13 protein-coding genes are annotated in these 12,020 nt (G+C 64.1%); 8 read left to right on the top strand and 5 right to left on the bottom strand.

Going from position 1 to position 12,020, the window contains the following annotated elements; genetic code table 11:
* The first annotated feature begins 86 nt into the window (after positions 1 to 86).
* Positions 87 to 377, top strand: coding sequence for a putative quinol monooxygenase (locus ACHMW7_RS19550; RefSeq protein WP_395447188.1), 291 nt, complete (start codon positions 87 to 89; stop codon positions 375 to 377).
* 101 nt (positions 378 to 478) lie between these two features.
* Here ACHMW7_RS19550 and purB read toward each other — a convergent pair whose 3' ends face one another.
* The 5 genes from purB to ACHMW7_RS19525 all read right to left on the bottom strand — a co-directional run bounded on the left by purB (position 479) and on the right by ACHMW7_RS19525 (position 5,248).
* Positions 479 to 1,780, bottom strand: coding sequence for an adenylosuccinate lyase (purB, locus tag ACHMW7_RS19545; protein ID WP_395447187.1), 1,302 nt, complete (start codon positions 1,778 to 1,780; stop codon positions 479 to 481).
* 60 nt (positions 1,781 to 1,840) lie between these two features.
* A complete protein-coding gene (locus ACHMW7_RS19540) occupies positions 1,841 to 2,335 on the bottom strand; it encodes a hypothetical protein (RefSeq protein WP_395447186.1) in 495 nt (164 codons plus the stop codon).
* A gap of 41 nt (positions 2,336 to 2,376) precedes the next feature.
* Positions 2,377 to 3,087, bottom strand: a complete 711-nt coding sequence (locus tag ACHMW7_RS19535) for a DUF2259 domain-containing protein (RefSeq protein ID WP_395447185.1) — start codon at positions 3,085 to 3,087, stop codon at positions 2,377 to 2,379.
* Positions 3,088 to 3,170: 83 nt separating this feature from the next.
* Positions 3,171 to 4,181: a P1 family peptidase gene (locus tag ACHMW7_RS19530; RefSeq protein WP_395447184.1), complete on the bottom strand. Its 1,011-nt coding sequence runs from the start codon at positions 4,179 to 4,181 to the stop codon at positions 3,171 to 3,173.
* A complete protein-coding gene (locus ACHMW7_RS19525; RefSeq protein WP_395447183.1) occupies positions 4,181 to 5,248 on the bottom strand; it encodes a branched-chain amino acid ABC transporter substrate-binding protein in 1,068 nt (355 codons plus the stop codon). Before ACHMW7_RS19525 ends, ACHMW7_RS19530 begins: the two co-directional genes overlap by 1 nt.
* A gap of 153 nt (positions 5,249 to 5,401) precedes the next feature.
* Between ACHMW7_RS19525 and ACHMW7_RS19520 the strand changes: the two genes are divergently transcribed.
* The 7 genes from ACHMW7_RS19520 to ACHMW7_RS19490 all read left to right on the top strand — a co-directional run bounded on the left by ACHMW7_RS19520 (position 5,402) and on the right by ACHMW7_RS19490 (position 12,017).
* Complete coding sequence (locus ACHMW7_RS19520) at positions 5,402 to 5,896, top strand: flavin reductase family protein (protein WP_395447182.1); 495 nt, start codon at positions 5,402 to 5,404, stop codon at positions 5,894 to 5,896.
* A 20-nt stretch (positions 5,897 to 5,916) separates the two neighbouring features.
* Positions 5,917 to 6,846 (top strand): AAA family ATPase, encoded by a 930-nt coding sequence (locus ACHMW7_RS19515; protein WP_395447181.1) that lies wholly within the window; start codon positions 5,917 to 5,919, stop codon positions 6,844 to 6,846.
* Positions 6,847 to 7,001: 155 nt separating this feature from the next.
* The gene (locus tag ACHMW7_RS19510) at positions 7,002 to 8,249 is read left to right on the top strand and encodes a VWA domain-containing protein (protein WP_395447180.1); all 1,248 of its coding nucleotides are present in this window, start codon (positions 7,002 to 7,004) and stop codon (positions 8,247 to 8,249) included.
* 19 nt (positions 8,250 to 8,268) lie between these two features.
* Entirely contained in the window at positions 8,269 to 8,604 is a 336-nt protein-coding gene (locus ACHMW7_RS19505) for an XdhC family protein (RefSeq protein ID WP_395447179.1), read from the top strand.
* Between the two features lie 4 nt (positions 8,605 to 8,608).
* A complete protein-coding gene (locus ACHMW7_RS19500; protein WP_395447178.1) occupies positions 8,609 to 9,319 on the top strand; it encodes an XdhC family protein in 711 nt (236 codons plus the stop codon).
* Complete coding sequence (locus tag ACHMW7_RS19495; protein ID WP_395447177.1) at positions 9,316 to 10,926, top strand: NTP transferase domain-containing protein; 1,611 nt, start codon at positions 9,316 to 9,318, stop codon at positions 10,924 to 10,926. Before ACHMW7_RS19500 ends, ACHMW7_RS19495 begins: the two co-directional genes overlap by 4 nt.
* 251 nt (positions 10,927 to 11,177) lie before the next feature.
* On the top strand, positions 11,178 to 12,017 hold the full coding sequence (locus tag ACHMW7_RS19490) for an alpha/beta hydrolase family protein (RefSeq protein WP_395447176.1): 840 nt from the start codon (positions 11,178 to 11,180) through the stop codon (positions 12,015 to 12,017).
* The last annotated feature ends 3 nt before the right edge of the window (positions 12,018 to 12,020 follow it).

Below are 12,020 nucleotides of genomic sequence, written 5' to 3'. Positions count from 1 at the left end.
CATCGCCTGGCCGCGGCATGTGCTAAGCGGAACGAACCTGCCGAACCGGCAGGTTCGTTCATTGCCGTGCATCATCGGGGGCGTTCATGCTGAAGGTCATCGCTCAGGATTTCATCAAGCCTGAGTTCATCGAAATCGTGCTGCCGCTTTATGCCGAGCTCGTCGAGAAGACCAAGCTCGAACCACTGTGCATCGCCTATGACCTCTACGTCGATCAGAAGGATCCCGGCCACTTCGTCTTCATCGAGCAATGGCCCGATCGCGCGGCTTTGGATATCCATTGCCAGACCGAGCATTTCACGCGGCTGGTGCCGCTGATCAACAGGCATCAGCGACAGGACGCGACCTTCATTCTGATGGACGCGTTTGCGGCCTGACGGTTCATCCTCAGACCCAAGAAACAAAAGGCCCTCATGGCGATTTGCCATAAGGGCCCCTTCAATCGCGCGGACCCTACGACAGGCCCTGCAGCTCAATCCTAGCCGAACACGCGGGTGAAGATCGTGTCGACATGCTTGGTGTGATAGCCGAGGTCGAACTTTTCGCGAATTTCGCTCTCGGGCAAGGCAGCCGTCACTTCCTTGTCGGCGAGCAGTTCCTCAAGGAAATCCTTGCCTTCTTCCCAGACCTTCATGGCGTTGCGCTGGACCAGGCGATAGGCGTCCTCGCGGGAGACACCGGCCTGCGTCAGTGCCAGCAGCACGCGCTGCGAATGCACCAGGCCGCGGAACTTGTTCATGTTCTTGAGCATGTTGTCGGGATAGACGACGAGCTTGTCGATGACGTTGGTCAGGCGCGCCAGCGCAAAGTCGAGTGTCACGGTCGCGTCCGGGCCGATCATGCGTTCGACCGACGAGTGCGAGATGTCGCGCTCGTGCCAGAGAGCCACGTTCTCCATGGCGGGTGCCGCATAGGAGCGGACCATGCGGGCGAGGCCGGTCAGGTTTTCGGTCAGGACAGGGTTGCGCTTGTGCGGCATCGCCGACGAGCCCTTCTGGCCCGGCGAGAAATACTCTTCCGCTTCCAGCACTTCGGTGCGCTGCAGGTGGCGGATTTCGGTGGCGACGCGCTCGATAGACGAGGCGATGACGCCAAGCGTGGCAAAGAACATGGCGTGGCGATCACGCGGGATGACCTGCGTCGACACCGGCTCCGGCTTGAGGCCGAGCTTGGCGGCGACATGCTCCTCGACGCGCGGGTCGATATTGGCGAAGGTGCCGACTGCACCCGAAATCGCGCAGGTGGCGATGTCTTCCCGCGCATGCACAAGCCGCTCGCGGCAGCGGGTGAATTCGGCGAAGGCCAGCGCCAGCTTGACGCCGAATGTCGTCGGCTCGGCATGGATGCCGTGGCTACGGCCGATGGTGACGGTGTCCTTGTGCTCGAAGGCGCGGCGCTTGAGGGCGGCCAAAAGCGCGTCGATATCGGCAAGTAGGAGGTCGGTGGCGCGCACCAGCTGCACGGAAAGGCAAGTGTCGAGCACGTCGGACGAGGTCATGCCCTGATGGATGAAGCGCGAATCCGGGCCGACAAATTCGGCGAGATGGGTGAGGAACGCGATGACGTCATGCTTGGTAACGCGCTCGATCTCGTCGATGCGCTCGACGTCGAACTTGGCGGCGCCGCCCTTTTCCCAGATCGTCTTTGCCGCTTCCTTGGGGATGACGCCGATCTCGGCCAGCGCGTCGCAGGCATGGGCCTCGATCTCGAACCAGATCCGGAACCGGGTTTCGGGAGACCAGATGTCGACCATCTCGGGCCGGGAATAGCGAGGGATCATGGCGGGGCTCGTCCAGCTGTGGTTTCGTTGCGGCTCCCCTAACAGAGGTGGGCGCAATGCTCAACGCGAACGGCAGGCAAACCACAGCGCTGCGGCGAAAAGGGCGACAAATCCGCCGGGAAAGTACAGTCGCAGGCCCAGAACGGCGAATTGATAGAGCGCGACAAGCCCGGTGAAGACGAACTGGAATGCCCAGGTGATGGTAAAGGGCGGCGCGTGCCACTCGGCATAGTAGGTCCGATATTGCAGCGCGTAGAGCAGGGCGGTCAAGCCGATCGTCAACACCCCGAGCGACACGAAGGCGGCGGCGAACGCAGTCTCAGACCTGCGTCCGTTCGAAAGCAGTTTTGCCAGCGTCCAGCCGACGGGGAAAGCGACAGCACCGCCGAGGGCGAACAACAGCACGACCGTGCGGACACGCACCGGGGTTTCCCAATGGTCGAGCAAAAGCGTCAGGAATGCGCTGGCGCCCATGGCAAAACCCCATACAGCCGCGCCAAGGATGGCCAGCCGCAACGATGGCAGGGCCTGGCCTAGCTTGTTGCGTATGCGCATCGGTCTCGTGGTCCGGGTCGCGCCGGCAGCAATGGTGTCGCTCACATCCGCCCCGTCACCGCGATCCAGCGATGATCCGGTCCCTCGAAGCCATGGCGAATGACGGTGACCAGCACGGCATAGGTCATCGTGCCGCCTTCACCGAAAAAGCTCTGCACGCCACCGATGCGATAGCCGGTCGGGCAGCCGCGGCTCAGCGGCACGTCCTTGTCCTCCTGCAACACCTCGGTCTTGCCGGCGTCGCCGACGCGGACCAGCTTGAAGCCCTTCACCGGGCCGATGCCGGGGCAGCGTTCGATCTCACCGAGCGAAATCTCCTCGAGCTTGAATTCAAGCTGCGGATCGATGGGCGGGAACACCGGGCGCGGATTGACCGTCATCCTGTGCGGGTCGGCACTTGTCTCGGTGACCGCGTTGAAGCCGGCGAGACGGCCGCGATTGGCCGCCAGCTCCTCGTCCTTGATGATCTTGTCGCCACGCTTGCGCGCTTCCTCGCGCGCTGCATCCAGACCGACACTCTCGTCCTCCATCTGCACGCGCACCGGCGTGTTGGGCAGAAACTTGTCTGATGTGGTGTCGATGTAGAAGCGGTGGGAATAGGCAAAACCCGATCCGTCCTGGATACCGTATTCCTCGAAAGCGAAAACCTTGCCGTCGGCGCTGAAGCCAAGCACGTTGAGTTCGGCAGTGTCGCCTGCCAGCGCGGCCTGTGAGACGGCGAAAAACATGCTCGTCAGGCAAAGAAGCTTCATCACTTTCACGGCGGCGACCCTCTTTCCAGTTGAATCAGCTTTTCAAACGAAGGGGCTAACATACCGTCAATAAAGGGCTTTGTTCAGTCTTTGCGGGCCGACCACACAGGCATAATGTCGCCTGATACGGCAGTTGCCGCATGCACGCCACGTGCAATCGCGCGCGCCATTGTCGACGCAGCGGCGGCGAAGAAGTCGACAATTTCAGCCTGCCCAATCTCAACTCCACTTGCGCCCGTTGCCAGAGCGAACACCAGGTCGCCGTCGAACGGCGTGTGCACTGGCCAGATGGCGCGGGTGAAACCGTCATGCGCCGAGATCGCCAGCCGCTTCGCGGCGGCCTTGGTCAGCACGGCATCGGTGGCGATCACCGCAATCGTGGTGTTGGCGACGGAGCTGTTTTCTTCCTCGTATTTCTTGAACACGCGGGCGGCATCGTCCGGCAGCGGAGAGGGGTAGCCAAGGCCGTCGAACTCGCCGCCAAGCTCGAAAGGTGCCGCCCAGAAATGCCTGGAACGCCCGACCGTCACCGAACCGGTGGCATTGACGGCCACCAGCGCCCCCACCGTCACGCCATTGGGCAATACGGTCGAGGCCGAGCCCAGCCCGCCCTTGAGCCCCGCCGTCAACGCGCCGGTGCCGGCACCCGCCGTGCCGAGCACAAATTGACGGCCGGCAGCTTGGACCGCCTCGTAGCCAAGCTCGCGATAGGGCGGATAACGCCCCCACTCCTTGTCGCCGCCGTTCAGCATGTCGAACAGGATCGCTGCCGGCACGATCGGGATCACCTGGTCGCGTATGGCAAAGCCGATGCCCTGTTCGCGCAACGCCGCCTGCACCCCCGACGCAGCATCGAGGCCGAAGGCCGAGCCGCCGGAAAGGGTGATCGCGTTGATAGTCTCGACAGTGTTGTGTGCTTCGAGCAGGTCGGTCTCGCGCGTTCCCGGCGCCCCGCCCAGCACCTGCACGGCAGCCGTCGCCGGTGTGTCGCAGACAACCACCGTGACGCCCGACTTCACCTTTTCATCCGCGGCATTACCGACGCGCAGGCCAGCGACGTCGGTAATCAGGTTTAGCGGTCCGGCTCTCAACATTATTGGATCTCTACAGGCAGGTAGTCGGTTCCGTCGAAGCGAAACAGCCGAAACGGGCTAGCGCTCAGGTCGCCCTTGGCGTCGAAGCGGACCTTGCCGATGGCGGTGTCGAAGTCCCGTCCGGTCAGAACATCAGCGACCGGCTTGCCCTCCGCAAATGTGGCAGCTGCACGGGCAATCTCGACTGCGGCGTAGGCCGGCAAGGTGTAGCCGTCGGTTACGGTCCTGGCGGCCTCGAATGTCGCGCTCACCTCGGGGCTCGCCGTATCGGACCATTCCGGCGGCGCGATCATCAGCGTGCCTTCGGCCGGCGGCACCGCGCGGTCGGCGCTGCGCAGCGTCTCACCGCCGGCAAAGACGATGTCGATGCCAAGCGCGGCGGCGTCGCGCCCCATCACGGCGATGTCTTCGCCGTCGCCGCCGACGAACACATGCGTGGCGCCGGCCTTGCGCAGCCGGCCGATCAGCGCGACCTGGTTGTCGAGCTGAGGCCTGTAGGTGTCGAAGAATACCGGCTTCAGGCCGGCCTGCTCGGCGCTGGCGCGAAAACTCTCGGCCAGTTCGCGGCCGTAGATCGTGCCGTCATCGACGATGGCAAACAACTCGTCGTTCCAAAGCCGCGTCAGGATCGACGCGGCGGCGTTGCGCTCGCCGTCGCCGCGTGGCCCCAGACGGAATACCGACCAGCCGGTCTTGTCGTGCAGCTCGGTCAGGCTGTCAGTGCGTACGCCGACGGTGATGACCGGGATGTGTGAAGCCTTGAGAACGGGCAGGGCGGCCTCGATCGCTTCGGTGCAGAGAAAGCCTGTGACAACCGACACTTTGGCGTCGACGAAACTCTGTGCCGCCTTCGCGCCGCCCTCCGCCGTACAGCGGTCGTCGGCAACCACCAGCGCGGCGTCGTTGCGCGCGGCGGCCAGGACGGCACCGGCCTTGACCTGCTCGCCAAGTATCGCTGACGGGCCCGACAGGGGAGCCGCCACGCCGATCGCCACCGGCTCTGCATGGGCGGCAAGCGCCGTCAGCGATGCGGCAAACAGGGTGGTGATGGCCGTTGCGGCTCGCATTCGCTCCGAAAAATCCTCTGTACGCCCAAGTTTGCGCGGTTTACCTGACCTACTGCCTGGCCCGGCCAAGCGCAACGTGCTTGTGCCGTGCTCGCTTGTGACCTGGACTATGCGGCCATATATAGCGGGGATGGTTCATGGCAGGAAAATCCGGTGCTGAAGAAGTTTGAAGTCGGGCCGCAGGCCTACCGGGATGCGATGAGTCATTTTGCCGGCGCGGTGCATCTGGTGACCACCGACGGTCCGGCCGGAAAGCGTGGCGCCACCGTCATCGCCGCCTGCTCGGTATCGGACAATCCGCCGATGGTGCTTGTCTGCGTCAACCACGAGAACCCCAACAACGACCTTTTCGTCAAGAACGGCAACTTCGCGCTCAACACGCTGGCCGCGAAACACGAGCCGCTGGCCGTGGCCTTCTCCGGCGTTACCGGCCTTGCGCCCGAACAGCGTTTCGCGCTTGGCGACTGGGAAGTGCTGGCCACAGGCGCGCCGGCGCTGATCGGCGCTGTCGCTGTGTTCGACTGCGAATTGGTGGACGCCAAGGAACTGGCCACCCATCGTGTCATGTTTGGCAAGGTGACAGGCTTGCGCATCGGCGATAACCTTCGACCACTGATTTATCACGGTCGCAGCTACCACGTGCTGTAGGCCGCCTTTCCGGAAACGCCATGACCGACCGCGCGCCTCGTCCCATCCCCCAAACGATCGACGAGACGCTGGATATGTTGGCCAGTGCCGACTATGTCGCCGACCGGGCACTGGCGACGGTGCTGTTTTTGTCCTTGCGCATGAATCGGCCGCTGTTCCTCGAAGGCGAGGCCGGCGTCGGCAAGACCGAAATCGCCAAGGTTCTGGCGAGCGCACTCGGGCGCCGCCTGATCCGGCTGCAATGCTACGAAGGCCTCGACGTTTCCTCCGCCGTCTACGAATGGAACTATGCGGCGCAGATGATCGAGATCCGCATGGAAGAGGCTGTCGGCAAGGTCGACCGCTCCGACATGGAAAAGAACGTCTTTTCCGAAAAGTACCTGATCCGGCGCCCGGTGCTGGACGCGCTGACCGGCAAGGCCGGAGCTGCGCCAGTGTTCCTCATCGACGAACTCGACCGCACCGACGAGGCGTTCGAGGCATTTTTGCTCGAAATCCTTTCCGACTACCAGGTGACTGTGCCCGAACTCGGCACGATCAAGGCCGAAGAGCCGCCGATCGTCATCATCACCACCAACCGCACCCGCGAGATCCATGACGCGCTGAAGCGCCGCTGCCTCTATCATTGGGTCGACTATCCCAATGCCGAGCGCGAGCTGGAGATTGTCAGCCGCAAGGTGCCGCAGGCCAACCAGCGGCTGTCGGCGGAGGTCGTGCGTTTCATCCAGAAGCTGCGCGAGATCGAGCTGTTCAAGGTGCCGGGCGTCGCTGAAACCATCGACTGGGCCAGCGCGCTCACCGAACTCGACAAGGTGGCACTCGATCCCGAGACCATCTCGGACACCATCGGCGTGCTGCTCAAATACCAGGACGACATTGCGCGCATCGAACAGGGCGAAGGCCGCCGCATCCTCAAAGAGGTGAAGGCCGAGCTTGCGGCGGCGGAGTAGTTTGATGGGAGTTGTGCTTTTGAGCCCCACCCCTAACCCCTCCCCACAAGGGGGAGGACTTTGCTGTAGACCCGCTTGGCGTAAATTGTCGATGAACTTGGCCGCGACGGCGCCGATGGAATCCCCCCTTGTTGGGAGGGGTTAGGGGTGGGGGTATGACCAAGTCTTACCCATCCAACCTTGTTCAGCCCGACGGCCGCATCGCCGACAACATCGTCTATTTCGCCCGGGCGCTGCGCAAGGCCGGCATGCGGGTCGGCCCGGCCTCGGTCATGGATGCCATCGAAGCTGTGCTGGCTTCGGGCATTGGCTCGCGCGACGATTTCTACTGGACGCTGCATGCCGTGTTGGTCAGCCGGCACGAGGATCATGCCACCTTCGACGAGGCGTTCCGGCTGTTTTGGAAATCGCGCGAACTGATCGAAAAGATGCTGGCGATGTTTTCGCCGGTCGCACCTGACCAGCGCGAGAAGCAGAAGCCGCGCACTGCTGAAAATCGTGTCAGCCAGGCGATGTTCGAGGGCCACCAGAACAGCCAGCCGCCGCGCGAAATCCCCGAGATCGAGGTCGACGCCCGTTTCACAGTGTCGGGCAACGAGATGCTGCGCGGCAAGGACTTTGCCCAGATGACGGCCAGCGAGATATCGGACGCGCGCCGGGAGATCGCAGCGCTCAAACTGCCGTTCGGCACCGTGCGCACCCGCCGCTTCAAGCCCGATCCGCATGGCGCCAAGGTCGATCCACGTGCCATGATGCGCGCGGCCGCCCGCACCGGCGGCCAACTGATTCTGCCGAAATTCCGTTCGGTCCGCGAGGTTCATCCACCTTTGGTGGTATTGGCCGACATCTCTGGCTCGATGAGCCAGTACACCCGCATTTTCTTGCATTTCCTGCATGCGCTGACCGAAAAGCGGCGGCGGGTCCACACCTTCGTCTTCGGCACCCGGCTGACCAACCTGACCCGCCAGATGCGCCACCGCGATCCCGATGCCGCCCTTGCCGACTGTTCCGCCGCGGTCAAGGACTGGTCGGGCGGCACCCGCATCGGCGACACGCTTGGCGAGTTCAACCGGCTGTGGTCGCGGCGCGTGCTGGGGCAGGGCGCGGTGGTGCTGCTCATCACCGACGGGCTCGAGCGCGACGATGTCGCCGGCCTTTCCGAAGAGATGGAGCGGCTCAAGAAGTCATGTCGCCGGCTGATCTGGCTCAATCCGCTGCTGCGTTTCGACGGCTTCGAGGCCCGCGCCCGCGGTGTTCGTGCCATGCTGCCTTATGTCGACGAGTTTCGCCCGGTGCACAATCTCGATGCGCTCGGCGATCTCTGCGCCTCGCTTGGCGCGCCCGCATCGCGCCAAAGCGACCCCAGACTGTGGATGATCGACGGCCAGCGCCGGGCGGCGTAAGGTCGCGAAGGGAGGTTCCATGCCAAGCAAGTTTCTCGATGAAGCCCGCGATCCGCTGATCATCGCCGAAGGCTGGATGAAGGACGGCAAGGATGTCGCCATCGCCACCGTCGTCGAGACCTGGGGTTCAGCGCCGCGTCCTGTCGGCAGCCATCTCGTCATCGACGCCGAAGGCACCTTCCACGGCTCGGTCTCCGGTGGTTGCGTCGAAGGCGCGGTGATTTCCGAAGCGCTCGATGTCATCGGCGACGGCAAGCCCAGGATGCTGGAGTTCGGCGTTGCCGACGAGACGGCGTGGCAGGTCGGGCTTTCCTGCGGCGGCCGCATCCGGGTCTATGTCGAGCGGCTTGGGTGAGGCGATGGATCCGTTCGCACTGAAGACCCTGAACGCCGAGCGCCGGGCGCGCCGCGCGGCGATCCTTGTCACCGATCTCGGCGACGGCCGCGACCGGGTCGTCAAGGAGGGTGATGCCGTTGCCGGCGACCTCGGCCAGGCCATCACCAAGGCCTTTCGCACCGGCCTCTCCGGCACGGCCGAGGCCGAGGGCCGCCAGTTCTTCCTCAATGTGCATCTGCCGCAACCCCGGCTGGTGGTGATCGGCGCTGTCCATATCAGCCAGGCACTGGCGCCGATGGCCAAGATCGCTGGCTTTCCACTCGAGATCATCGACCCGCGCACGGCGTTTGCCAGCGAGGACCGTTTTCCCGATGTCATCTTCAGCGCCGAATGGCCTGAGGATGTGCTGAAGCACTGCCCGCTCGACCGTTATGCCGCGCTCGCGGCGGTGACCCATGATCCCAAAATCGACGATTTCGCGCTCAAGGCAGCGCTCGATGCCGAATGCTTCTATGTCGGCGCTCTGGGCAGCCGCAAGACGCACGCCAAGCGCGTCGAACGGCTGTTGGCCATGGGCGCCAGCCCAGAGCAGATCGAGCGCATCAACGCGCCGATTGGCCTCGACATTGGTGCTGCCAGCCCGGCGGAGATCGCTGTTGCGGTGCTGGCGCAGGTGATTGCCGCATTCCGTTCGCGCGGTCTTGGCGCCAAGGCGAAAGGCGAGGCGGCGTGAAATTCGGCGGGATTCCTGTCGCACAGGCCAAGGGCGCGGTGCTTGCGCATTCCACCAGCGCCGGCGACCATCGGCTCCGCAAAGGCCATGTGCTTGCAGCCGAAGACGTCGCCATCCTTGAGGCTGCGGGCCTGAGCGAAATCGTCGTTGCTGTTCTGGAGCCGGGTGACCTCGGCGAGGACCAGGCCGCCGAGGCGATAACGGCAAGCATGCGTCACCGCCATGTCGAGGTCAAACCAGCGGCGACGGGCCGGGTCAATCTTCATGCCCTTGCGGCCGGTGTGTTCACTGTCGACACTGCCCTCATCGATGAAATCAACGCCATCGACCCGTCGATCACCGCCGCCACGCTTGCCCAGCATGCGACCGTCGAAAAAGGCCAGATGATCGCGACGGTGAAGATCATCCCCTTCGCCGTTGCCGGTCAATTGGTGCGGCAGGCCACCGAGCTGTGCGCCGCCCGCGAGATTTTCGCCGTCAATCCGTTCGTGGCGAAGCGCGTCGGCGTCATCCAGACGGTGCTGCCCAGCGTCAAGCCGAGCGTGCTCGACAAGACAAGCCGCCTGACCGAGCACCGATTGGCACGCTCGGGTAGCCGATTGACCTCCGAGCGGCGCACGCCCCACGAAGCCGGAGCGGTGGCGGAAGCCGCGAAGGCACTCGCCCGCGACCATGACATGGTGGTGATCTTCGGCGCCTCGGCACTGAGCGACTTTGACGACGTCATTCCCGCAGCGATCCGCGCCGCCGGTGGCATCGTTGTCCGCTCCGGCATGCCGGTAGATCCGGGTAACCTGCTGGTGCTTGGCCATATCGGCAACACGGCGGTGATCGGCGCGCCCGGCTGCGCCCGCAGCCCCAAGGAAAACGGTTTCGACTGGGTGCTCGACCGGCTGATGTCAGGGCTCGAAGTGACCGCGGCAGACATTGCCGGCATGGGCGTTGGCGGCTTACTGATGGAAATCCCGACGCGTCCGCAGCCGCGCGACCTCTCCGCCATTCCGCCCGTCCCGAAGGTCCACGCCGTGCTGCTCGCCGCCGGTCGCTCCAGCCGCATGGGCGGGCCCAACAAGCTAATGGCGCTGTTCCAGGGCAAGCCGCTGGTACGACGCACCGCCGAGCGCGTGCTGGCCTCGAAAGCCGAAGGCGCCGTCGTCGTGACTGGTCATCAGGCCAGCCGCATCGGCAACGCACTCGCCGGTCTCGATATCCCTCTCGCCCACAACGCCGACTTTGCCAGCGGCCTCGCCAGTTCGCTCAAGGCTGGCATCGCAGCGTTGCCCGAAGATACCGCTGGCGCGCTGATCGTGCTCGGCGACATGCCCGAGGTGCTGCCGTCCGACCTCGACCGGCTGATCGACGCTTTCGAGCGCGCCGAAGGCCGCGCCGTTGTTCGCGCCACCCATGACGGCAAGCGCGGCAATCCCGTCATTCTGCCGCGCTCGCTGTTTCCCGCTGTCGCCCATCTTGAAGGCGACACCGGCGCCCGGCATCTCATCGAGAGCGAAGGCGTCGACGTCATCGACATCGAGATCGGCGCAGGTGCCGCCGTCGACGTCGACACGCCCGAGGCGCTCGAAACGGCGGGTGGGGTTTTGCAGGATTGACAAACGCCCTGTTGGCTAGCCAACCCTAGGTCATGTCGCTCGATTCAGCTCTGCATTCCTTCGCGCCTCCCTCAAGGGGGGAGATCAGCAGTCGCGCCGGCGGCGCTCAGCTTGCTGCGTTACAAATTGGCGACGACGCCGGCGACAGCCAATCTCCCCCCTTGAGGGGGAGATGTCCGGCAGGACAGAGGGGGGCAACGTCGAGCGCTTGGTTGCAAGTCAGCATACGCCGCTTCGTTTTGCCATTTGTCGTGGCCACATTCGCTGCCTCGTCGGCCCATGCCCAAGCCCTCGCCCCCTACAAGGACGAGCTCTTCGCCTATCCTGATATCCTATCGTCGCAAGGTGAGGCCTACCGCGTCGTCGACTATCGCGAGATGCGCGACATCAATGAGCGCGACCAGGTGCCGGAGCGCCGGGTTCAGGGCAAATATGTCTCGACTGGTGTCCGCAAGGTGCAGCAGGACCTGGTGCTGAAGACCGACGCCGGCGACGTCAGGCACTTTGCTGTCGGCAAGAGCGAGGGCGCCTCGGTCATCGTGCTCTATCTCCACGGCCAGGGCGGCAGCCGTAAGCAGGGCGTCGACGACTTCACCTTCGGTGGCAACTTCAATCGCATCAAGAACCTGATGGCCGACAATGACGGGCTCTATCTGTCGCCTGACTTTTCCGATTTTGGCGACAAGGGTGTTTCAGAGGTGGCGGCGCTGATTGACCACTATGCCGCGCAATCTCCTGCCGCCAAGATTGTCGTCGCCTGCGGTTCGACGGGCGGTCAGCTGTGCTGGGGGCTGGCGCGCGACGCCAAGACTGCCAAGAAGTTGAGCGGGCTGATGTTGCTCGGCTCGTTGTGGGACGACGGCTTCCTCAAGTCGCCGGCCTATGTGGCCAAGGTGCCCGTTTTCTTCGGCCAAGGCAGCAAGGACCCGGTCTTTCCGATCGACAAGCAAGAAGCGTTCTTCCGCGCGATCCTGGCCAAAAAACCAAGCTATCCCGCGCGCTTCGTGCGTTTCGAGACCGGCACGCATGGCACGCCGATCCGCATGACAGACTGGCGCGAGACGCTCAACTGGATGCTGGCTGCGAAGTAAGCC

The sequence above is a fragment of the Aminobacter sp. UC22_36 genome (genome assembly GCF_044056035.1).
Classification (GTDB): domain Bacteria; phylum Pseudomonadota; class Alphaproteobacteria; order Rhizobiales; family Rhizobiaceae; genus Aminobacter.
Note: the sequence above shows the minus strand (reverse complement) of the source record. Positions and strands in the feature narration are given on the sequence as shown.

Coding starts and splice junctions, on each gene's coding strand:
- ACHMW7_RS19510 (WP_395447180.1), top strand. CDS start 7,002: ATGACCAAGTCTTACCCATCCAACCTTGTTCAGCCCGACGGCCGCATC.
- ACHMW7_RS19540 (WP_395447186.1), bottom strand. CDS start 2,335: ATGCGCATACGCAACAAGCTAGGCCAGGCCCTGCCATCGTTGCGGCTG.
- ACHMW7_RS19505 (WP_395447179.1), top strand. CDS start 8,269: ATGCCAAGCAAGTTTCTCGATGAAGCCCGCGATCCGCTGATCATCGCC.
- ACHMW7_RS19500 (WP_395447178.1), top strand. CDS start 8,609: ATGGATCCGTTCGCACTGAAGACCCTGAACGCCGAGCGCCGGGCGCGC.
- ACHMW7_RS19525 (WP_395447183.1), bottom strand. CDS start 5,248: ATGCGAGCCGCAACGGCCATCACCACCCTGTTTGCCGCATCGCTGACG.
- ACHMW7_RS19535 (WP_395447185.1), bottom strand. CDS start 3,087: ATGAAGCTTCTTTGCCTGACGAGCATGTTTTTCGCCGTCTCACAGGCC.
- ACHMW7_RS19550 (WP_395447188.1), top strand. CDS start 87: ATGCTGAAGGTCATCGCTCAGGATTTCATCAAGCCTGAGTTCATCGAA.
- ACHMW7_RS19530 (WP_395447184.1), bottom strand. CDS start 4,181: ATGTTGAGAGCCGGACCGCTAAACCTGATTACCGACGTCGCTGGCCTG.
- purB (WP_395447187.1), bottom strand. CDS start 1,780: ATGATCCCTCGCTATTCCCGGCCCGAGATGGTCGACATCTGGTCTCCC.
- ACHMW7_RS19515 (WP_395447181.1), top strand. CDS start 5,917: ATGACCGACCGCGCGCCTCGTCCCATCCCCCAAACGATCGACGAGACG.